21 protein-coding genes and 1 riboswitch are annotated in these 19,056 nt (G+C 73.1%); of the genes, 15 read left to right on the top strand and 6 right to left on the bottom strand.

The window, feature by feature from the left end; genetic code table 11:
- Positions 1-74: 74 nt before the first annotated feature.
- Positions 75-575, bottom strand: coding sequence for a hemerythrin domain-containing protein (locus NP075_RS17605; protein ID WP_227563393.1), 501 nt, complete (start codon positions 573-575; stop codon positions 75-77).
- Positions 576-708: 133 nt separating this feature from the next.
- Between NP075_RS17605 and NP075_RS17600 the strand changes: the two genes are divergently transcribed.
- Positions 709-1,353, top strand: coding sequence for a superoxide dismutase family protein (locus NP075_RS17600; RefSeq protein WP_227563392.1), 645 nt, complete (start codon positions 709-711; stop codon positions 1,351-1,353).
- A gap of 70 nt (positions 1,354-1,423) precedes the next feature.
- Complete coding sequence (locus NP075_RS17595) at positions 1,424-1,600, top strand: hypothetical protein (RefSeq protein ID WP_227563391.1); 177 nt, start codon at positions 1,424-1,426, stop codon at positions 1,598-1,600.
- A 29-nt stretch (positions 1,601-1,629) separates the two neighbouring features.
- Here NP075_RS17595 and NP075_RS17590 read toward each other — a convergent pair whose 3' ends face one another.
- From NP075_RS17590 to NP075_RS17580, 3 genes are read right to left on the bottom strand one after another with little or no spacing between them, the layout of a single operon-like run.
- A complete protein-coding gene (locus NP075_RS17590; protein WP_227563390.1) occupies positions 1,630-2,958 on the bottom strand; it encodes an arginine deiminase in 1,329 nt (442 codons plus the stop codon).
- A gap of 32 nt (positions 2,959-2,990) precedes the next feature.
- Positions 2,991-4,439, bottom strand: coding sequence for a basic amino acid/polyamine antiporter (locus NP075_RS17585; protein ID WP_227563389.1), 1,449 nt, complete (start codon positions 4,437-4,439; stop codon positions 2,991-2,993).
- Positions 4,436-4,687 carry a hypothetical protein gene (locus NP075_RS17580; protein WP_227563388.1) on the bottom strand — a complete coding sequence of 84 codons (252 nt, stop codon included), beginning with the start codon at positions 4,685-4,687 and terminating at the stop codon, positions 4,436-4,438. The genes NP075_RS17585 and NP075_RS17580 overlap by 4 nt, the downstream gene beginning before the upstream one ends.
- Positions 4,688-4,947: 260 nt before the next feature.
- On the opposite strand from NP075_RS17580, the gene NP075_RS17575 reads away from it, so the two are divergent.
- The 11 genes from NP075_RS17575 (at position 4,948) to NP075_RS17525 (ending at position 14,466) form a co-directional block, all read left to right on the top strand.
- Positions 4,948-6,378 (top strand): amino acid permease, encoded by a 1,431-nt coding sequence (locus NP075_RS17575; RefSeq protein WP_372456683.1) that lies wholly within the window; start codon positions 4,948-4,950, stop codon positions 6,376-6,378.
- Positions 6,379-6,538: 160 nt separating this feature from the next.
- Entirely contained in the window at positions 6,539-7,885 is a 1,347-nt protein-coding gene (locus NP075_RS17570) for an APC family permease (RefSeq protein WP_227563387.1), read from the top strand.
- 31 nt (positions 7,886-7,916) lie between these two features.
- Complete coding sequence (locus NP075_RS17565; RefSeq protein ID WP_227563386.1) at positions 7,917-8,711, top strand: EI24 domain-containing protein; 795 nt, start codon at positions 7,917-7,919, stop codon at positions 8,709-8,711.
- Positions 8,712-8,722: 11 nt separating this feature from the next.
- Positions 8,723-9,196 (top strand): DUF805 domain-containing protein, encoded by a 474-nt coding sequence (locus NP075_RS17560; protein ID WP_227563385.1) that lies wholly within the window; start codon positions 8,723-8,725, stop codon positions 9,194-9,196.
- A 51-nt stretch (positions 9,197-9,247) separates the two neighbouring features.
- Entirely contained in the window at positions 9,248-11,563 is a 2,316-nt protein-coding gene (locus tag NP075_RS17555) for a hypothetical protein (protein ID WP_256791285.1), read from the top strand.
- A gap of 113 nt (positions 11,564-11,676) precedes the next feature.
- Positions 11,677-12,285, top strand: a complete 609-nt coding sequence (locus NP075_RS17550; RefSeq protein ID WP_227563383.1) for a hypothetical protein — start codon at positions 11,677-11,679, stop codon at positions 12,283-12,285.
- Between the two features lie 30 nt (positions 12,286-12,315).
- Positions 12,316-12,585 carry an alpha-mannosidase gene (locus NP075_RS17545; RefSeq protein WP_227563382.1) on the top strand — a complete coding sequence of 90 codons (270 nt, stop codon included), beginning with the start codon at positions 12,316-12,318 and terminating at the stop codon, positions 12,583-12,585.
- A 253-nt stretch (positions 12,586-12,838) separates the two neighbouring features.
- Positions 12,839-12,951, top strand: a riboswitch (SAM riboswitch).
- A 14-nt stretch (positions 12,952-12,965) separates the two neighbouring features.
- Positions 12,966-13,409 carry a hypothetical protein gene (locus NP075_RS17540; RefSeq protein ID WP_227563381.1) on the top strand — a complete coding sequence of 148 codons (444 nt, stop codon included), beginning with the start codon at positions 12,966-12,968 and terminating at the stop codon, positions 13,407-13,409.
- Between the two features lie 98 nt (positions 13,410-13,507).
- Complete coding sequence (locus tag NP075_RS17535; RefSeq protein WP_227563380.1) at positions 13,508-13,687, top strand: hypothetical protein; 180 nt, start codon at positions 13,508-13,510, stop codon at positions 13,685-13,687.
- Positions 13,688-13,798: 111 nt separating this feature from the next.
- On the top strand, positions 13,799-14,071 hold the full coding sequence (locus tag NP075_RS17530) for a type II toxin-antitoxin system Phd/YefM family antitoxin (RefSeq protein ID WP_227563379.1): 273 nt from the start codon (positions 13,799-13,801) through the stop codon (positions 14,069-14,071).
- A gap of 2 nt (positions 14,072-14,073) precedes the next feature.
- Positions 14,074-14,466 (top strand): type II toxin-antitoxin system VapC family toxin, encoded by a 393-nt coding sequence (locus NP075_RS17525; protein WP_227563378.1) that lies wholly within the window; start codon positions 14,074-14,076, stop codon positions 14,464-14,466.
- Positions 14,467-14,527: 61 nt separating this feature from the next.
- On the opposite strand, the gene NP075_RS17520 is transcribed toward NP075_RS17525, so the two are convergent.
- Both NP075_RS17520 and NP075_RS17515 read right to left on the bottom strand, forming a co-directional pair.
- The gene (locus NP075_RS17520; RefSeq protein ID WP_227563377.1) at positions 14,528-15,424 is read right to left on the bottom strand and encodes a PKD domain-containing protein; all 897 of its coding nucleotides are present in this window, start codon (positions 15,422-15,424) and stop codon (positions 14,528-14,530) included.
- A complete protein-coding gene (locus tag NP075_RS17515) occupies positions 15,421-15,984 on the bottom strand; it encodes a DUF6318 family protein (protein WP_227563376.1) in 564 nt (187 codons plus the stop codon). The genes NP075_RS17520 and NP075_RS17515 overlap by 4 nt, the downstream gene beginning before the upstream one ends.
- Before the next feature lie 349 nt (positions 15,985-16,333).
- Here NP075_RS17515 and NP075_RS17510 point away from each other — a divergent pair, with 349 nt between their 5' ends.
- Both NP075_RS17510 and NP075_RS17505 read left to right on the top strand, forming a co-directional pair.
- Positions 16,334-17,764: an ADP-ribosylglycohydrolase family protein gene (locus NP075_RS17510; protein WP_227563375.1), complete on the top strand. Its 1,431-nt coding sequence runs from the start codon at positions 16,334-16,336 to the stop codon at positions 17,762-17,764.
- A 621-nt stretch (positions 17,765-18,385) separates the two neighbouring features.
- Complete coding sequence (locus NP075_RS17505) at positions 18,386-18,958, top strand: SDR family oxidoreductase (RefSeq protein ID WP_308054129.1); 573 nt, start codon at positions 18,386-18,388, stop codon at positions 18,956-18,958.
- Positions 18,959-19,056: the final 98 nt, after the last annotated feature.

Genomic DNA, 19,056 nt, shown 5'->3' with positions numbered 1-19,056 from the left:
GGCGCGGGTGCGCCCGCCGTGTCCACGGTGCGGCGACGGTACGAGCCCGGTGTGTCAGGCGTGTTGCGCGCAGGTCACGCTTCGTCCGCCAGCGGGCCGAGGGCGTCGCGCGGCGTCGCGTCCAGCGCCAGCCCCGACAGGACGGGCAGCAGACGCTTCTCCTCGTACCGGAAGTGCGTCTCCATGACGGCCTCGATGCCGTCGAGGTGCCGGTGCAGGGCCGCCGGCCCCTCGCGGGCGTCCACCGCCCGCTGCAGCTCACCCAGCAGGTGCGACAGCATCGCGTGGTCGCGCACCAGCTGGTCGACGACGTCCCGCAGCTGCGGCGCGACGGCCAGCAGGCCGGGGAACACCACGCGGTCCTCGCCGCGGTGGTGCCCGTCGAGAGCGGCGCAGAACCCCGTGCAGAACAGCAGCAGCTCACGCGACGGTGCGGCGTCGTCGGCCGCGTCGTCGACGGCGTCGCGCGCGATCCGCAGCGCGTCGCGCAGCCGTGTGTGCACGGCGCGCAGCTCACGGTCCCAGGCGACGAGCCGGGAGGCGTCGGGGGTGCCCGTCGGGCCGGTGGTGGTCATCTGCCGGGCAGCCTAGGGCGAACCGGTCGGTCCAGGATGCCGAACAGCGTCGTCCGGGCGTCCCCCTCGACGCGCGCGCCGCACGGGCCCTTCGTACGGTGGACGGACGGCCGACGACGAGACGGGGGGAAGCATGCGACGCACTCTCACGACGACCTTCCTGGCGGTGACCGCCGCCGTGGCACTGACCGCCTGCACGGCATCGGGCCAGCAGGACGAGGAGTTCATCAGCGCCGAGGAGAACACGACGTCCGCCAGGACCCCGGCGGGGGCGGACGACGGCGACGACGAGATCGAGGTGACCCTCGTCGACGCGGAGAACAAGCAGGTCGGCACCGCGTGGGTCGAGGACGACGACGGCGCCGTGCAGGTCGAGGTCGCGGCCGGGGGCCTGCCGCCGGGCTTCCACGGCTTCCACTTCCACACCGTCGGGGAGTGCGCAGCGGACAGCGCCGACCCCACCGACCCGGCGAAGGTCGGCGACTTCCTGTCCGCCGGCGGGCACGTCGGCGGCGACATGTCCGACCACGGCGCGCACCCCGGCGACCTGCCGTCGCTGCTGGTGGACTCGTCGGGCTCGGTGGACGTCACGGTCCGCACCGACGGCGTCACGGTCGAGGAGCTGCTGGACGACGACGGGACGGCGCTGATGATCCATGCCGACCGCGACAACTTCGCGCACGTCCCCGAGCGGTACGCGCCGTCGGGCCCGGACGAGCAGACGCTCAAGACGGGCGACGCCGGTGACCGGATCGTGTGCGGGGTGCTCGCGCAGTGACGCCCGCCGCCGCCCGCCGCCCGTCGCGCCACGGGTGGCGGGCGTCGCGGCACCGGGTCAGGGTGGTGCCATGAGCGAGGACACCGTCCACCCCGCGTCGCAGCGACCCGAGACGCAGGACCCCGAGAACCAGCCGCTGCCCGGGGCTCACGGCGCCGAGGGCCAGCCGACGCCCGGGGACAACCAGGACACCGGCACGCGCCGGCTGTACCCGTCCGACCCGACGGGCGACGACCCGACGCCCTGACGTCGCCGCGGGCACCACGAGGACCTCGGTCATCGTCGATCTGCGTCGAGGACCTCCTGCGCCTCGGCCGGCGGGTACGTGGCCGCAGGACCTCGGGTGTGCCCGTCGAGCGGGTCCCGGATGATCGGGCACGTCATGCAGTGCCCGCCGCCGCGGCCGCGGCCCAGCTCGGCGCCGACGATCGTGATGACCTCGATGCCGGCCTTGCGCAGCAGGGTGTTGGTCAGGGTGTTGCGGTCGTACGTGAACACCACGCCGGGCTCGAGCGCGACGGCGTTGTTGCCGGAGTCCCACTGCTGGCGCTCGGACTCGTAGACGTCGCCGCCGGTGTCGATGGTGCGCAGCGAGTCCAGGCCCATGGCGCGGGCCACGACGTCGGTGAAGGCGGCCGAGCCCTCGTCGACGACGTCGAACCCGGGCGCCCGGTCGGACGGCAGCAGGGTGAACGCGTGGACCGCGTCCGTGATCGTCGGGTAGAGCGTGACGACGTCCCGGTCGACGAACGTGAACACCGTGTCCAGGTGCATCGCGGCGCGCAGCTTCGGCATCCCGGCGACGACGACCCGCTCGGCCGCGCCCTGGGCGAACAGCGCGGCGCTGACCTGCGTGATCGCCTGCCGGGACGTCCGCTCGCTCATGCCCATGAGCACCACGCCGTCACCGACGGGCATGATGTCGCCGCCCTCGAACGTCGACTGCCCCCAGTCCCTGCCCGGGTCGCCCCACCACACCCGCGACCCGACGAAGTCCGGGTGGTACAGGTAGATCGCCTGGTAGATGAGCGTCTCGTCGTGCCGTGCCGGCCAGTAGAGCGGGTTGAGCGTCAGGCCGCCGTAGAGCCAGCAGGTGGTGTCGCGCGTGTAGAGGGTGTTGGGCAGCGGCGGCATGAGGTACTCGCGCGCACCGGTGGACTCGCGGGCCAGGCCGATGGCGGGTGGGCGGTACTCGTCGGGCAGGTCGAACGTGGCGAGGCCGCCGATCAGCAGCTCGGCCAGGCGCGCGGGCGTCAGCGACTCCAGGTACGCCCGGGTGCTGTCGACCAGGCCCAGGCCGACCCGCTCGGGGACGATCTTGCGGTCCAGGACCCAGTCGCGGGCGCCCGTGAGCTGCAGGGTCGCTGCCAGCACGTCGTGCAGCTCGACCACGTCCACGCCGCGCGTCGCCAGCTTGTCGACGAAGTCCGCGTGGTCGCGCTGGGCGTTCTCCACCCACAGCACGTCGTCGAAGAGCAGCTCGTCGCTGTTGGTGGGCGTCAGGCGGCGGTGCGCGAGCCCGGGGCGGCACACCATCACCTTGCGGAGCCTGCCCACCTCGGAGTGGACGCCGTAGCCTGCGGACGCGGTCGGGGTCGGGGTCATGCTCGTCCTTCCGTCGGGTGACGCGGGTGCTCTCACAGCGCGATCCGGCCCGTCGCCAGGCCGAGGACGCCGATGGCGGCGGCGGCCACGATGACGGCGCACAGCACCGCCTCGGTGGGGGTGAACAGCCGTCGGCCGTGCTCGCTGCGGGCCTTGACGTACAGCAGCGTCAGCGGCGCGAGGATCACGGTGGACAGCAGCAGGAACTCCAGGCCGGCGGCGACGAACAGGAACAGCGTGTAGCCCGTCGCGACGCCCGCGACGACCGCGTGCCGGCGCTGCACGCGCGGCTCGACACCCTCGTAGCCCTCACCGGTGAGCGCGATCTTCAGCGCGTACGCCGCGGCGAGGAAGTACGGGATGAGCGCGAGGCTCGTGCACAGGTCGAGCATGAAGTTCAGCGCGTCGGACACGAACAGCGTGACGACGAGCAGCGCTTGCACCGCGATCGACGTGACCACCAGCGCCGTGATGGGGGTGCCGGCCCGGTTCTCGCGGCCCAGCAGCTCGGGCAGGTCGTCGTTGCGGGCGGGCTGGTACATGACCTCGGCCGCCATGAGCGTCCACGCGAGGTACGCGCCGAGCACCGACACGACGACGGCCACCGAGATGAACGTCGCGCCCCATGCCCCCACGACCGACTCGAACACCCCGGTCATCGACGGCTGCCGCTCCTCGGCGATGGTCGCGCGCGGCAGCACGCCGTACGACGACAGCGTCACCAGCGCGAAGATCGACAGCACCGACAGGAACCCGAGCACCGTCGCGCGTCCGACGTCTTCGCGGCGCCGGGCGTACCGCGAGTAGACGCTCGCGCCCTCGATGCCGAGGAAGACGAACGTCGTGATGATCATCGTGTTCCTGACCTGCTCGGACAGGGTGCCCAGGTCGTCGTAGGCGAAGAAGTTGTCGGCGAACACCTGGGCGTCGAACGCGACCAGCAGCACGACGACGAACGTGAGGATCGGCAGGATCTTGAACACCGTGACGATGCGGTTGATGACCGCGGCGTCCCGCACGCCGCGCGCGACGAGGAAGTGGAACAGCCACACCCCGACGGTCGACACGGCCACGGCCGGCAGCGTGTCCCCGTCGCCGAAGTCGGTGACGAACGCGCCCAGCGTCGCGGTGATGAACACCCAGTAGAACGCGTTGCCCGCGACGGTGGACGCCCAGAACCCGATCGCGGACGTGAAGCCCGCGTAGTCCCCGAACCCCGCCTTCGCGTAGATGAAGACGCCCGAGTCCAGGTCCGGCTTGCGCACCGCGAGGTTCTGGAAGACGAACGCGAGCATGAGCATGCCGGCGCCGGCCACGGCCCAGCCGATGAGCGCGCCGAGGACGCCCGTCGCGACGCCGAACCGGGCGGGCAGCGAGAACACGCCGGCCCCGACCATGCTGCCGACGACCATGGCGGTCAGGGTCGGCACGCTCATCTTCGCCGGGGCGGCGGTGGGTGCCGGGTCCTGGGTCGTGGTCATGCGTCCTCCAGCGTCGCCGGCGCGCCGCGGCCCGCCGCCTGGATCGCGGTGAACGTGCGGCCGTTGCGCAGCGCGACGAGCGACGCGACCGCGCACGCGAGGACCAGGGCCACCTGGACGGGGCCGTCGAGCGCGCCGAGGCCGAACAGCGCGAGCGAGCCGGCGATGAGCAGGGCCAGGGCGCCGAGGGGGACGAGGGCGTCGGTGAGCGTCGGTGGTCGGACGTGGTGCTGCACCGGTCCGCTCAACGCGCCCCCTCAGGCCACGTGCCGGGCCCCGCGTCGGCGCGGGCCGCTGCTGGTCACCCTAGGGGCCGGGCGTTCGGGACGGAACAGGCAGGGTGTCGTGCCTGCGGGGCATGCCCGAGCGGCGTGAGGCGTTCGGGACCCCAGGCGTCCCCGACGCTGCACGCACCGGGACCACGGGCCCCGGAGGCTCCAGCGTGAGCGACTACCGTGGTCCGCCGACGGCCGACCGGCCGTCCCCACCGCACAGGAGCCGACCCCGCATGTCCTCAGCAGTCGACCGGCCCACCCGGGGCACCGACGTCACGCCCGACGGGTCGACCGCCCCCGACAGGGTGCTCGGCCACGGCCTGCGCGCGCGGCACCTGACGATGATGGGCCTCGGGTCGGCGATCGGCGCCGGGCTGTTCCTCGGCAGTGGCGTCGGGATCGCGGTGGCCGGGCCGGCCGTGCTCGTGTCCTACGCCCTGGCCGGGCTGCTCGTGGTGCTCGTCATGCGGATGCTCGCCGAGATGGCCGCCGCCGTCCCCGCGAGCGGGTCCTTCTCCGTGTACGCCGAGAAGGCGCTGGGGCGCTGGGCCGGGTTCACCCTCGGGTGGGTCTACTGGTTCACGCTGATCATGGTGCTCGGCGTCGAGATCACCGGGGTCGCGCGCATCGTCACCGGGTGGCTGCCCGGCGTGCCGCAGTGGGGGGTCGCGCTCGCGGCCGTCGCCGTGTTCGCGGTCGTCAACCTCGTCGGGGTGCGGCAGTTCGGGGAGTTCGAGTTCTGGTTCGCGCTCGTCAAGGTGGTCGCGATCGTCGGGTTCCTCGTCGTGGGCGTGCTGCTCGCCCTCGGGCTGCTGCCGGGCACCGAGCCCGTCGGGACGTCGCACCTGCTGGGCGACGGCGGGTTCGCGCCCACGGGTCTCGCAGGGATCGCCGCCGGGCTGCTCGTCGTGGTCTTCGCGTTCGGTGGCATCGAGATCGTCACCATCGCGTCGGCCGAGGCCGCCGACCCCCAGCGCGCCGTCGCGCGGGCCACCCGGTCGATCGTGTGGCGGATCCTGCTGTTCTACGTCGGCGCCGTCGCCGTCATGGTGCTCGTGCTGCCGTGGGACGCGCCGCAGCTCGTCGACGGGCCGTTCGTGGCCGTCCTCGAGCTCGCCGGGCTGCCGGGTGCGGCACGGCTCATGGAGGTCGTCGTCGTGCTGGCGCTGCTGTCCGCGTTCAACGCGAACATCTACGCGACGTCGCGCATGGCGTTCTCCCTGGCCGGGCGCGAGGACGGGCCGGCCGTGCTGCAGCGGGTCTCGCGGCGCGACGTGCCGTGGGTGGCGGTGCTCGTGTCCGTCGTGCTGGCGCTGGTGGCCGTCGCGCTGAACTGGCTGCTGCCCGACGCGCTGCTCGGCATCCTCCTCAACGCCGCCGGGGCGTCGCTGCTGGTCGTCTGGGTGCTCGTCGCGGTGTCGCAGCTGCGGCTGCGGCCCCGGCTCGAGGCGGAGGCCGGGCCCGACGGGCTGCCGCTGCGCATGTGGGGGTACCCGTGGCTGACGTGGGCGACGCTCGTCGCGCTCGCGGGCGTCGTCGTGCTGATGCTCACGGACGACGCGGCGCGGGCGCAGCTCGCCGCGACCGCGGGCCTGGTCGCGGTCGTCGTGGGGATCTACGCGGTCTCGGCGGCCGTCCGTCGCCGGAGGGTCGCGGCCGGCTGAGGGGCGTGGCGGGCCGCGCTCTCGCACGAGGGCTGCGTCGCCCAGTCACCCGCCCCCAGCCGCGAGAGTGCAATCCAGTCACCCCGCGCGGGTGGGGTGCTCGCTGGGCGGGTGTCCGCTCGCCGTGCGGGGGCGCGAGGGCGGGCGCACACTCGGGGCCATGTCCAGCGAGACGACCGCCCCGCCCCGGCTGCGCCGGGCCATCACCGGGCCGCTGCTGTTCCTGTTCATCCTCGGCGACGTGCTCGGCGCGGGCGTGTACGCGCTCGTCGGGGAGATGGCCGGCGAGGCGGGCGGGCTCGTGTGGCTCGCGTTCGCGATCGCGCTGGTCATGGCGGTGCTGACGGCGTTCTCGTACGCCGAGCTCGTCACCAAGTACCCGCGGGCGGGTGGGTCGGCGGTGTACGCCGAGAAGGCGTACCGCAGTCCGCTCGTCGCGTTCCTCGTCGGGTTCTGCATGCTGTCCGCCGGCATGGTCAGTGCGGCCGGGCTGTCGCTGGCGTTCACCGGGGAGTACCTCACGGCGTTCCTCGACGTCCCGCAGGTGCCCGCCGCCGTGGTCTTCCTCGTGCTCGTCGCGCTGATGAACGCGTGGGGGATCAAGGAGTCGCTGCGCGCGAACATCGTCATGACGATCATCGAGACCCTCGGGCTCGTCGTCGTCATCGTGCTCGGTGCGTGGGTGATCGGACGCGGCGAGGCGGACCTGGGCGGGGCGTTCACACCGCCCGACGAGTCGACCGTGTGGGTCGCCGTGCTGGGGTCCGCGCTCATCGCGTACTACTCGTTCGTCGGCTTCGAGACGTCCGCGAACCTGGCCGAGGAGATCAGGGACGTCACCCGCGTCTACCCCCGCGCGCTGTTCGGTGCGCTCGCCGCCGCGGGCGTCGTGTACGTGCTGCTCGGGTTCGTCGCCCCCGCCGTCGTGCCGCCCGCCGATCTCGCGGAGTCCACCGGGCCGCTGCTCGACGTCGTGCGCGCCGGCGGCGTGGTGCCGCCCGGGGTGTTCGCCGTCGTCGCGCTCATCGCCGTGGCCAACGGCGCCCTGCTGACGATGATCATGGCCAGCCGCCTGGCGTACGGGATGGCCCAGCAGGGGTTGCTGCCCTCCCCGCTGGCGCGCGTCCTGCCGCGACGCCGCACGCCCGGCGTCGCGATCGTCGTGACCACGGCCGTCGCCATCGTGCTCGCTATCACCGGGGAGCTCGTCGATCTGGCGTCGACCGTCGTGCTGCTCCTGCTGTTCGTCTTCCTGTCGACCAACGTCGCCGTGCTCGTCCTGCGGCGTGACCGCGTCGAGCACGACCACTTCCGCGCGCCGACCGTGATGCCCGTGCTCGCGGTCGCGTCGTGCCTGGTGCTGCTCACGCGGCAGGAGGCGCAGCACTGGGCGCTCGCGGGCGTGCTGCTCGCGGTCGGGGTGGTCCTGTACCTCGTGACGCGCCGGTCGTCGCGGCCGGTGGAGGTCGAGGGGCGCGACGGCGGGTCGGGGACGGCGGGCGCGTGAGGTCGCCGGGACCTACGCTGCGGTCTCATGCGTGAGGTCCGACATGGGTGACGTGCTCGACGGTGTGCGCCTGCTGGGGCGCGGGTGGGGGTACTGGCGGCGCCGGCCGTCGGTGATGGCGCTCGGGCTGATCCCGGCGGCCGTCGTCGGTGTCGTCGTGCTCGCCGCGATCACCCTGCTCGTGCTCAACCTCGGGCCCGTCGGGGACTGGCTGACGCCGTTCGCCGACGAGTGGACGCCCGCGCTCGAGCGCACCGCCGAGCTCCTCGCGCAGGCCGTGGTGCTGGCCGCCGCCGTCGTGCTCGTCGTCGTGACGTTCACCGCCCTGACGCTGACCGTGGGCGAGCCGTTCTACGACCGGATCTGGCGGGCCGTGGAGCTCACCGAGACGGGGACCGTGCCCACCGGGGACACCGGGTTCTGGCGGGGGGCCGCGGACGGGTTCGCGCTCATGAGCCGCGGGCTCCTGGTTGCGCTGCTGGCCGGTGCGCTCGGGATCGTGCCCGTCGTCGGGACCGTGCTGGGGTGGGTCGGGGGCGTCGTGCTCACCGGGTGGCTGCTCGCGCACGAGCTGACCTCGCGCGCGATGGTGTCGCGCGGGATCCCGCGGGCCGAGCGCAACCGGCTGCTGCGGGGGCACCGCCGGCGGGTCATCGGGTTCGGCGCCGCCACCCAGCTGTGCTTCCTGGTGCCGGGCGGGGCGGTCGCGACCATGCCCGCCGCCGTGGCCGGGGCGACGTTGCTGGCGCACTCCGTGCTGAAGTTGGACACAGGGTTGTCCACAGATGTGGGTGAACCGGACGAAAGGGTGCGCGAGGGCTTCTAGCGTTCGGCGGCATGACGCCGACACCGATCGCCCACCCCGCCGCCCGCCCTTTCGACGACACCCCGCTGCCCGGCGCCGGGTTCGGCGAGTCCGTGCGGCGGTACTTCGCGCGCTCGACGACGTTCAGCGGGCGGGCGAGCCGCGCGGAGTACTGGAACGCGGCGTTCCTGCAGGTGGCGGTCGTGTGGGGCGGGGTGCTAGGGATGCGCACGCTCGACGGGGCGGGGGAGGCCGTGGGGGCGGCCGTGGTCGCGGGTCTGGTGCTGCTGTGGGCGCTGGTGACCGTGATGCCGACGCTCGCGCTCAACGCGCGGCGGCTGCACGACGTGAACCTGGCGGGGTGGTGGCAGCTGGTCGCGCTGGCGCCGTACGGGTGGGTGGCGCTGGTCGTGGTGGGGCTGCTGCCGCCGCGGGCGCGGGGCGAACGGTTCGACGAGGCGCGACCCGCGTACGTGGCGTGCGCCGGGTGCGAGCGGTGCGGGTAGGGCCTTGGCTGTGGACGGCGTCTGTGGCGTGGTGGTGCGGATCGGTACGGTGTGCCCCGGTTCGTCCGGCTGACGCAGGGGGTGCGTGTGGATCTCGGGGTGCTGGAGCGGTCCCCGGAGGCCGGTGACGTCGAAGCCGTCGACGGGTTGGTCGCGGGGTACGCGGCGCGGGCCGAGCGGTTCGGTGTGCGAGCGGTCGCGGTGCGTGCTGCGGGCGCCGGGCTGGCGGCGGCGTCGGCGGGGGACTGGGCGTCGGCGCTGGGGGAGCGGTCCGTGCGGCTGGCGGCCGGATTCGACGACGCGGCCGGTGGGTGCCGACAGGTGGCGGCGGTGCTCGCGGGGTACGGCGCGGCGCTGCGCGGGGTGCAGCGGCGGGTGAGGGTCGCGCGGCACGGGGTGGCCACGGCGCGGAGCCGGGCCGTGGCCGCGCGGGAGCGGTACGCGGCGGCGGTGGTGGCCGGGGGTGGCGCGGGGGTGCCGTGGTCGTGGACCGATGTACCGGCGTTCCCGGTGGTGGTCGGGGCGGCGGCAGAGCTGGCCGCCTGGCGGGAGGCCGTGGGCGACGCGGTGGCCGGGGTGCGGGCGTTCGAGGGGTGCTGCGAGGAGCGGGAGTCGCTGGACCGGGACACCGCGGCGCGGTTGGCGGGTGTCGAGGTGATGGCTGCGTACGCGCCGGGGACCGGGGTGGATGCGGTGGTGGACGTGCCGCTGGTGCAGGCGTTGGCGGCGGCGGGGTCGGGGAGGGTGACCGCGGCGCAGCGGCGGGTGATGGCGGAGTGGTTCGTCGGGACCACCGAGCAGGTGAGCAACCACCCGGGCGACGCCCAGGCGCTGGCGGCGCTGAGCGGGTTCCTCGACGCGTGGGGTGACGACGCGGAGGTGATGGCCGCGGTCTTCGGCGCCGTCGGTGGGGCCCGGGTCGTGCGGCTCGTGACGATGCTCGGTGAGCAGATGGTGGGCGGCGGGGCGGACCGCGACCAGGCGCTCGCTGCGGCGGGGCGAGGGCTGAGGTCGGGCCTCGCCTCCGCGTCCTCGACGTGGTCGAGGTCCGCGGCGGCCGCGTTCGCGGCGGACATGGTGCGCGCGGCGTCCAGCGCGAACGGCACGCTCAGCGCGATCGGGTTCGTGTTCGCCGACCCGCAGGACGCGCGGATGAGCGAGGCGTTCACCGTGGCGATGGCCGACCTGCTCGACGCGATCGAGCGGGGGAACGGGGGGCCGTGGCGTGACGGGCCGGGCTCGCCCGGACATGCGCTGGACACCGACGGGCTGCTGTCGCTCGACGGTGGCGGGGCGTACGACGCCGCGGCGCGGGTGTTCGAGACGCTGGGGGCGTACCCGCAGGCGGCGAGGGACTGGTTGACGGGGGAGGGGGTGGATTGGTCGTCGTCACAGGTTCGTCTGACGACGCCGCGTATCGCGTACTGGTTCGGTCAACGGGACTGGTCACTAGGCGCGTCGGACGGCTTCGCAGGCATCGGGGCACTGTGGGCCGGGGTGCAGCTCCCCGCGGCGGACACGCTGGAGAACCGGCAGACCGCCGCGATCAACACCCACGTCTTCCACGCTCTCGCCCACAACGAGTCGCTCCTCCCGACGGAGGTGAGCTCGGCTGGAGCCAGCCAGTTCGCGAGCGCGCTCTCGCATCAGCTCGCAGGGCTCGTCGAGATCGGGCTCAAGAGCGGGGCCAGCACTGGAGAGATCGCTGATCCATGGCGTATGACCCAGGTTGCTGGCCTGGGTCAGGAGACCCCCACGGCCTACGTGTCGCGGACATGGGTCGTGCCCGTCCTGAACGCGGCCGCGAGCGACTTGTCGGGTCGCCTGGAACTGCAGACCGGGGTACTCGCGTATCAAGAGCGGACCCTCGAGGCGGTGGTCGAAGGGGGCGCCGTGTCCCCCGGGGCCGCACTCAACGCGCTCGCGACCGCGTGGGGCGCGGTCGACGGCGCGAGCGTCTCGGCGGCGGAGGTCGACCGATATCTGCGGGATCAGCAGATGCGTGCTGGTGTCGAGGCAGGACGCAAGCTCGTCGACACCGGAGTCGCGCTCTCCCACATCAGGCCCATGGCGTCCGTAGGAGTCGACCTCGGCCTCGACCTGATGCAGAGGTACGTGGAGTCGCAGGTGACCGGCGGGCCCCTGCCGGCGGGAACCGCGGAGTCCCTGGTCCCGGACGGAGCCGCGTCGCTGAACGAGTTCTTCGAGGTCTCCGTCCTGGAGTACCGACGGCTCGGGTTGTGGGACCAGGCAGGAGGCGCCGACACCAGTGACGCATCCACGATCGCCGACAACCTCGTCGGTGACTACGAAGACGTCGTCGATGCGATGCGCGCGCGCGGCACGGACCACGTGAGGGGCTCATGAGGGCAGGTTGCAGCAGCACGGCGCGAGCACCCCTCGGGTTGCGCTCGACCGTGATCATCCTCGGGCTAGCCGTGTCCGTGGGTGCGTGCGCCAGCCAGGAGGTGCCACGCCCCGTGGTGACACCGATGGTCTCGTGGCAGGGCGGGCCGCCCAGCGGTGAGCTGGAGCGGGACCCGTGGGTCCGAGCCGTGCGGGCCGGTGAACTGGCCTTCGCGGCCGCCTCCAACGCAGCGAACTTCACCGATGAGGCGCTCGCGCAGACCTGGAGTAACTCGGCGGTCCTGTGGATGGCTGACCTGGCCCGGACGGACCTCGACCACGGTTCCCCCTACGTCGCACTCGGTCCGAGGCCGCTGACACCCTTGGCGGTGGAACTTGATGAAGAAGGCCGAAGCGCACTCGTCGCCGTGTGCGCTGATGACCTCGCCGTCGCCGGCGAGCAGCCCTCGGGCGATCGCCAAGGTCGTCACGCACAGGTGTACAGGCTCGAGCTCGGGGACGACGGGGAACGGCGCATCGTCGGGTCGAACGCCCCCGACGGGGACTTCAGGTTGCCGGACGGAGGGCTGCTGACCGACGAGTACTGCAGCTCGGTCGCCATCGCTCGCGGCCTGTTCGACCCTGCGCCGGACCTCGAACCACTGCTGGAGCTCGACGGTGACGACGTGCTCGCGCCGCCGTCGCCGAGCCCGTCGTTCGCGGTGGAGGTGCCCGACGGATGACGGGACTGATCGGGAGGCTGGTGGCGGTCCGTGCCTGACCTGACCGTCGATGCCGCCGCGCTCGCCTCCTTCATGGCGGCCGTCGTGGCGCATGCCAACCCTGTGGGTGCCGAGTGCGTTGCGACCGGTCACGTGCTGGGGTCCGGTCTGGTGCAGGACGCGTTGGGCAACGTCGCGCTCGTCCTGACCGTGCTGGACCAGGCGCTGGCGGATGGTGCGGACGCTTTGGCGCGGGACGCCCGGGACACCGGCGAGGCGTGGGTCGCGGCGGACCGAGGTCTGAGCATGCGGCCGGTCTGAGGCGACGCGCCGGAGCGGTCGACTGCGTCACCGTCGGCTGCAGGACGTCGTGGCGGACGACGTCGTGGCGGACGACGTCGCGCGTGAGGTGATGCCCGGCTACGACCACGTCGTCGGAGCCGTGCGTGTGACGGCGGCCGGAGCGGTCGTCGTCCACAGATCCCTCGCTCGCGTCTCGAGGGCGACCGAACCGCCTGGTGGCGAGTCTCGCCCGGCGCGGCGGATGTCGGCGCCACGTCCTAGAGTCCTCATCGATCACGAAGCTCGGCCACAAGCCCTCCGGCAGGCCGACTGGCAACCGCGCGGAGCGCACGGTGCCCCCGGAGGAAGATCCGCCCGTGCCGCCGGCACGGGAAGACGCTCGACCTGATGGAGCCCTCGTGTCCGATCTCGATCCCACCACGCACGTGGGACGTCGTCCCGATGGGTCCGCCCCGCGGCCCACTGCCGGACCGCCGCCTGCGCGCGGCGCCGACCGGGGGCGAGCGCCCGCGAAGAAGGCGTACCTGGTCCGGCCCCTCCCGCTCGACCCCACCCTGCTGGCGATCGTCCCGCACACCGCGTCGCTGTACCGGATGGATCCGCCCATGCGGTTCACGTGGGCCTGCTACGACCACGCGATCGTGCTGGCGCAGCACGACCACATCGGTCCCCACACCCTGGTCATGGGCGCCGACGCCGACGCCAACATCACCTCGCTCGGGGACCTCCCGGGGTCGTACGACGGGGCCATGGACCACGTGGAGGCGCTGCGTCGGGCGGGGTACGAGGTGGTGTTCGAGGACGGCCCGCATGGACCGTTCGGTGAGGACGGCCGGTGGTAGCGCCGGGGACCTGCCGCCGCCCACGCGTGGTCCTCCCAACGCGCGAAACCGCACGTCACGTGCCACGATCGGGCCTCACCGACGATGGGAGGCCGACGATGACCGTTCCCGACGACACCACGACCCCGACCCCCGACGAGGTCCCTGACCCCGTGACGGCCACCGCCCCGCGGGTGGACCCGGCGTCCGGCGGCGACGACGGCGGGTTGCCGCCGATCGAGGAGACCGTCCTGCCGAAGGACAGCTCCCGCACCCCTGGGCTGCCCGGGTACGCCTGACAGGCGTCAGCGGTACGACGACGGCGTCCTTCCCGGCTGGGGAGGGCGCCGTCGGTGCGTTCGGCGGCCGATGCTGTCGGCCAGGAGGCGCGAAGGGCTACCATGTAGCACATGGCGACCATCGGTATCCGCGAGCTGAAGCAGAACGCCTCCGCGGCGGTCGCGCGCGCGGCGTCCGGCGAGACCCTGACCGTGACTGATCGGGGCCGGCCCACGGCGCAGCTCTCGCCGTTGCCGTCGTCGCCCCTGGCGCGTCTGCTCACGAGCGGGGCCGCGCGTCCGGCGCGTACCGATCTGGCCGCGCTTCCGGAGCCCCGTCCTGCGGCGGGCGGACGGCCCTCGCTGTCCGACGCGCTCGCCGAGCTGCGCGCCGACGAGCGCTGACCGTGGCGTACTACCTGGACACCTCGGCACTGGTGAAGCTCGTCGTCGAGGAGGCGGAGACGCCGGCGCTGCGGGAGTGGTGGCGGTCGCACGGCACCACTCCGGTCGCATGCGACCTGGTGCGCACCGAGCTGATGCGCGCCGTCCGCCGGGCTGCGCCCGAGGCTGCGGTGCAGGCGCACGCGGTGCTCGACGGGCTAGTGCTGCTGTCGGTGACGTCGCGGGTGTGCGACGCGGCAGGGCGTCTGGAGCCCGCGACGCTGCGGTCGTTGGATGCGATCCACCTGGCCGCCGCGCTCGAGCTCGGCGACGACCTGGAGGGGATCGTGACGTACGACGACCGGCTCGCGGAGGCGGCGGTGGCGTACGGGGTTGCGGTGGTGGCGCCGGCCTGAGGTGGGGGGGGCGGGCCGGCGGGTGCAGGTGGGTCGCCGCGTGTCCCTCGGCGCGGGGCGGTCAGCAGTCGGGTGGCTTGGGGGTGTCGGTGCACAGGTCGGAGACGAGGCGGCTGGTGCGTTCTTCGATGGTGAAGGGGGCGGTGGTGGTGGTTGTGGTGGCGGTGCCGTTGATGTCGCGCCAGGTGGGGTTGCCGTCGATCTGATAGCGGCCGGTCCATTCGGCGGTGAGGGTGATGGCGGCTTGGCCGGGGTGTTCGTACTCGTGGAAGACGTCGTGGTCGGGGTAGGTGTGGCCGGGGGAGGTGGTGGTCAGGGTGTGGCCGTCGCCGTAGTCGTAGGTCCAGCGGGTGGGGGTGGCTTCGACGGTGATGCCGTAGCCGAGCAGGTCGGTGCGCAGGGTGATGGGGGTGGAGTCGGTGTAGGTGATGGTCTCGATGTTGATCAGGACCCAGCCGCGGTCCGGTTGCATGGTCAGGGTCGGTGCCGGGATGGGCAGACGGCGGAAGTCGGCCTCGGTCATGACCGGGAGAAGGTCGATGCCGCAGCCGCCGGCGTCGATGTCGTCCCACTCGCTCCACGGCGAGGTCGGGGTGGCACGCGTGCGCATCCACATCGGCATGACCATGGTGTCGCCCTCATCGCACTGCACCGCCGTCTGCGCCAGGTCTGCGCCAGGGGCGCAGGCGCCGTCGGCAAACCCCATCACCCAGATCCCGGCTGCCTCGCGACAGTAAGGAGCGCGCTCGTAGTCGGCCAGGCGAAGTTCGGGTGCGATCGAACGGTTGCTCCGCGCCAACTGCTCGTTGGCAGGGACCATCAGCTCCGCGTACTGACCGTTCTGATCGAAGTTGCCACGGACCTCGACGGCGTTGGACGCCGAGCCCGTCACCACGACGAGGCCCGCTGCGGTCGCGGCGGTGAGTGCCCAACGGTGAGTGCGGTGGGAGATGGTCATGACTCGTAGACGTCGATGGCTTCTACCTTCCAGTCGCCCCCATGGCTCAGCGCGACCTGGAAGACGAACGATCCCGCCGGAGAGCTTCCGTCCGGCGAGGCAGGTTGGGTCACGGTCAGTTCGGCGGCGTACAGGCGTCCGGCCTCGACCTCACGTCCCGTTGCGCTGGTGACCGCCAGCAAGCTTCCGCCATCCGGACCTGCCGCGACGATGTCGTCTCCAAAGGCGGTGCACATCCGGCACGACGGCGCGGTGATGTCCCTCCAGGCGGACACGTCCCCGGATGCCGCCGCGTGATTCAGTACCTCGATCGCGAACGCAGCGGCCGCGGCGGCACCGTCCGCACTCGCCGTCGACATCGCGGGCGGCCGGTCCGGGACGGTCGGTTCCGCCGGGGTCGGGGAAGGCGTCGGGCTGGGAGTCGGCGCCGGGCTGGCTGTGGGTGTCGATGTGGGATGTGTATCGGCGTCGGCGGCACACCCCGCTGAGATCAACGTCAAGCCGAGCGCGAGTGCCACGACCGGCGTTGCGATCGACCGTACGGATCCGCTTGCGGGCATGCCGGAAAAGTACCGGTTCCGGGCGTCCCGCGGTCGTCGTTCGTCATACCTGTGGACGATCGTGGCACCTTCCGGGTGTTGGGGGCGAGGAGAGGCAGTGATCCTCATGCGGCCAGCGCGAGGAGCCACGTCGGCCTGCGGTCGGCTCCTCCGGTGCCGGACGTCGGATGCCTGCCGGTGGTGCTGGGCCGGGGCCTCAGGCCGGGGCATGTGTAGTTGCTTCACCCCCTCCATGGCCCGCCTGAGTTCACATCGGGGTTCGGACGGCCGATGCACTTGAGGGGCGTCGCCAGGCGTCCCGCACACCGCGCGACCTCGCCCGTCGCCACGCTCGATGCCCAGGAGCCCGATGCTGAACCTCACCCCGATCCAGATCGACCGCGCCGTCGGTGCCCTCCTCGGTTCCGCCGCCGGTGACGCGTTGGGGGCGGGATACGAGTTCGGGCCGCCGCTGCCGGACGACGCGCCCGTCGCGATGAAGGGCGGTGGCGGGTTCGGCTGGGAGCCGGGGGAGTGGACGGACGACACGTCCATGGCGATCCCGATCGCACAGGTGCTGGCCGACGGCGGGTCGCTGGACGACGAGGCGTCGCTGGACAGCATCGTCGCGGCGTGGGCGTCGTGGGCGCAGGACGCCAAGGACGTCGGGGTGCAGACGAGCGCGCTCCTGGCCTCCCTGCACGTGCCGATCGCTGAGGCGGCGCGCCAGGCGGCTGCGGCACGGTTCGCCGACGCCCCGCGCGGCTCCGGCGGCAACGGCACCCTCATGCGCACCGGCCCGGTCGCCCTGGGCTACCTCGACGACGGCGCCGAGCGCGCGCTCGCGAACGCCGCCCGCGCCGTCTCCGACCTCACGCACGGCGACCCGGACGCTGGTGACGCGTGCGTCCTGTGGTCGATGGCGATCCGGCACGCGATCCGCACGGGTGAGATCGACCTGGTCGGTCAGCTCCCGCATCTGCCGGCGTCGCGCCGGGAGCGATGGGCGGCGGTCATCGCCGAGGCGGAGGCGTCGCAGCCGCGGGACTTCCCGAAGAACGGCTGGGTGGTGCAGGCGCTGCAGGGCGCGTGGTCCGCGATCCACCACGGCGACGGGCTCGTGGACGTGCTCGAGCGCGCGGTCCGCGGCGGCAAGGACACCGACACCGTCGCGGCCATCGCCGGCGCCCTCGTCGGGGCCGCGGCGGGCGGGACGGCCGTGCCCGCCCGTTGGCGGCGGATCCTGCACGGCTGGCCGGGCATGGACAGCCGTGGGCTCGTGGAGCTGGCGGCGCTCGCAGCCACCGGCGGACAACCCGACAGCCGTGGCTGGCCGACGGCCTTGCAGATCACCGGTTCTGGCGTCCGGACCCTCGTCACGCACCCGCACGACGACGGCGTCGTGCTCGCCTCCCTCGACGGCCTCGTAAACATGCCCGACGACGTCACCACGGTCGTCTCGATGTGCCGGATCGGTCGCCGTCAGACGTCCCGGGAGCACGTCGAGTTCTGGCTGTTCGACGAGGACGGCGTCAACGCCGACGTCGACGCCGTGCTGATCGACGCCGCCGACACGATCGCCGACCTGCGCGCCGAAGGGCAGAAGGTCGCGCTGCACTGCATGGAGGGGCGCTCGCGCACGTCCGCCGTCGCTGCGGTGTACGCGATCAGGCACCGGGGGGTCGCGGAGGACGAGGCGCTCGCGGCGCTGCAGGGGGCGCTGCCGGACTACGCGCCGAAGCAGTTCCTGCTCGACGCGGTGGGGCGGATCGCGGGGCAGGTCGCGGGGGCGGGCGGCTAGGCGACGGAGCGTAAGACGACGAAGCAATGTCGTCGGCGCGGGGGCCGGCGATCTGCCATCGTCCACCCCCTCAGACGGCCTCCGTCCGGGCCGGGCGCGGTGCCCGGCCCGGGCGGATGAGAGGAGCGGCATGAGCAAGGACGTGATGGGCACGGGGCGACGGAGATCGAGCCGACGGGGACGGGTGCCGACGACGGGCTCGCCGAGGCGCTCGACGAGACGTCGGGCTCGGCCGAGAATCCCCAGGGCCCCCGCGGGGACGATCCGACGTTCGACAGGACGGGGAACCCCGTGTCGCCGTCATCGGGGAGCGACCTCGACGGTGACCCGCTCGTCGGCACGACGGGCAGGACGACGACCGGTGAGCGCCAAGCCCGACGCGACCACCGGCGCGTGACCGCGGCGGGTCCTCGCCACCGGGTCCGACTCGGGCATCGGCAGGGCCACCGCGGTGGCGCTGGCCGACGGCGCTGAGCACGTCACGATCATGTGGCACGAGGATGAGCAGGGTGCGCGCCACCGCCGCGGAGGTCGAGGCGCTGGGTGCGCGGGCGCACGTCGTGCACCTGGACCTGTCCGATCCACAGGGCGCCGCCCGTCGTGGACGAGGCGATCGCCGCGATGAGCGGCATCGATGCCGCCGTGCTGAACGCCGGCACGGGCACCTCGACGCTGCTCGTCGACACCACCTGGCAGGAGTGGCGGCACGTGATGTCCGTGGACCTCGACGGTGCGTTCGTGTGCCTGCAGGCGGCCGCGCGGCACATGGTCCGCCAGGGCGCCGGCGGGCGGATCGTCGCCATCACCAGCGTCCACGAGCACGCGCCGAAGGTCGGCTCCGCGGCCTACTGCGCCGCCAAGGGCGGCCTCGGTCTGCTGGTTCAGGTCGCGGCGCTCGAGCTCGCGGACCACGGCATCACCGTGAACGCCGTCGCGCCCGGCGAGATCGCCACCCCGATGACCGGCCAGGAGGACGAGAGCCCGCTCGAGGGCAAGCGCCGGCCCGGCATCCCGGTGCCGCGGCCCGGCGATGCGCGCGAGATCGCTGCGGTCGTCCGCTTCCTGTGCGGGCCTGAGGCCGGGTACGTCAATGGGGCCTCGTGGGCTGTCGACGGGGGATGCTGCGGATGGGGCCGATGGCGGGTGCGGAGATGGAGTCGGACGGGTGGCGCACGGTCTGACGTGGGCGCCTGACCTGGTGTGGAGGGCTGCGAGAGAAGAAGGGCACGCAGGAACGGAGCGCTCAGCCGGTGTGAGGTGCTGGCAGTTCCCGGAGCTCGCTGGCCCCGTGC

It is taken from the genome of Cellulomonas wangsupingiae (assembly GCF_024508275.1).
Lineage (GTDB): Bacteria > Actinomycetota > Actinomycetes > Actinomycetales > Cellulomonadaceae > Cellulomonas > Cellulomonas wangsupingiae.
The sequence above is the reverse complement of the archived record's forward strand: the minus strand, read 5'-3'. Positions and strand labels throughout refer to the sequence as shown.

Excerpts from the sequence above, each read along its gene's own strand:
- NP075_RS17605 (WP_227563393.1), bottom strand. The coding sequence starts at position 575 with ATGACCACCACCGGCCCGACGGGCACCCCCGACGCCTCCCGGCTCGTC.
- NP075_RS17600 (WP_227563392.1), top strand. The coding sequence starts at position 709 with ATGCGACGCACTCTCACGACGACCTTCCTGGCGGTGACCGCCGCCGTG.
- NP075_RS17595 (WP_227563391.1), top strand. The coding sequence starts at position 1,424 with ATGAGCGAGGACACCGTCCACCCCGCGTCGCAGCGACCCGAGACGCAG.
- NP075_RS17590 (WP_227563390.1), bottom strand. The coding sequence starts at position 2,958 with ATGACCCCGACCCCGACCGCGTCCGCAGGCTACGGCGTCCACTCCGAG.
- NP075_RS17585 (WP_227563389.1), bottom strand. The coding sequence starts at position 4,439 with ATGACCACGACCCAGGACCCGGCACCCACCGCCGCCCCGGCGAAGATG.
- NP075_RS17575 (WP_372456683.1), top strand. The coding sequence starts at position 4,948 with ATGTCCTCAGCAGTCGACCGGCCCACCCGGGGCACCGACGTCACGCCC.
- NP075_RS17570 (WP_227563387.1), top strand. The coding sequence starts at position 6,539 with ATGTCCAGCGAGACGACCGCCCCGCCCCGGCTGCGCCGGGCCATCACC.
- NP075_RS17560 (WP_227563385.1), top strand. The coding sequence starts at position 8,723 with ATGACGCCGACACCGATCGCCCACCCCGCCGCCCGCCCTTTCGACGAC.
- NP075_RS17535 (WP_227563380.1), top strand. The coding sequence starts at position 13,508 with ATGACCGTTCCCGACGACACCACGACCCCGACCCCCGACGAGGTCCCT.
- NP075_RS17530 (WP_227563379.1), top strand. The coding sequence starts at position 13,799 with ATGGCGACCATCGGTATCCGCGAGCTGAAGCAGAACGCCTCCGCGGCG.
- NP075_RS17520 (WP_227563377.1), bottom strand. The coding sequence starts at position 15,424 with ATGACCATCTCCCACCGCACTCACCGTTGGGCACTCACCGCCGCGACC.
- NP075_RS17515 (WP_227563376.1), bottom strand. The coding sequence starts at position 15,984 with ATGCCCGCAAGCGGATCCGTACGGTCGATCGCAACGCCGGTCGTGGCA.
- NP075_RS17510 (WP_227563375.1), top strand. The coding sequence starts at position 16,334 with ATGCTGAACCTCACCCCGATCCAGATCGACCGCGCCGTCGGTGCCCTC.
- NP075_RS17505 (WP_308054129.1), top strand. The coding sequence starts at position 18,386 with ATGAGCGGCATCGATGCCGCCGTGCTGAACGCCGGCACGGGCACCTCG.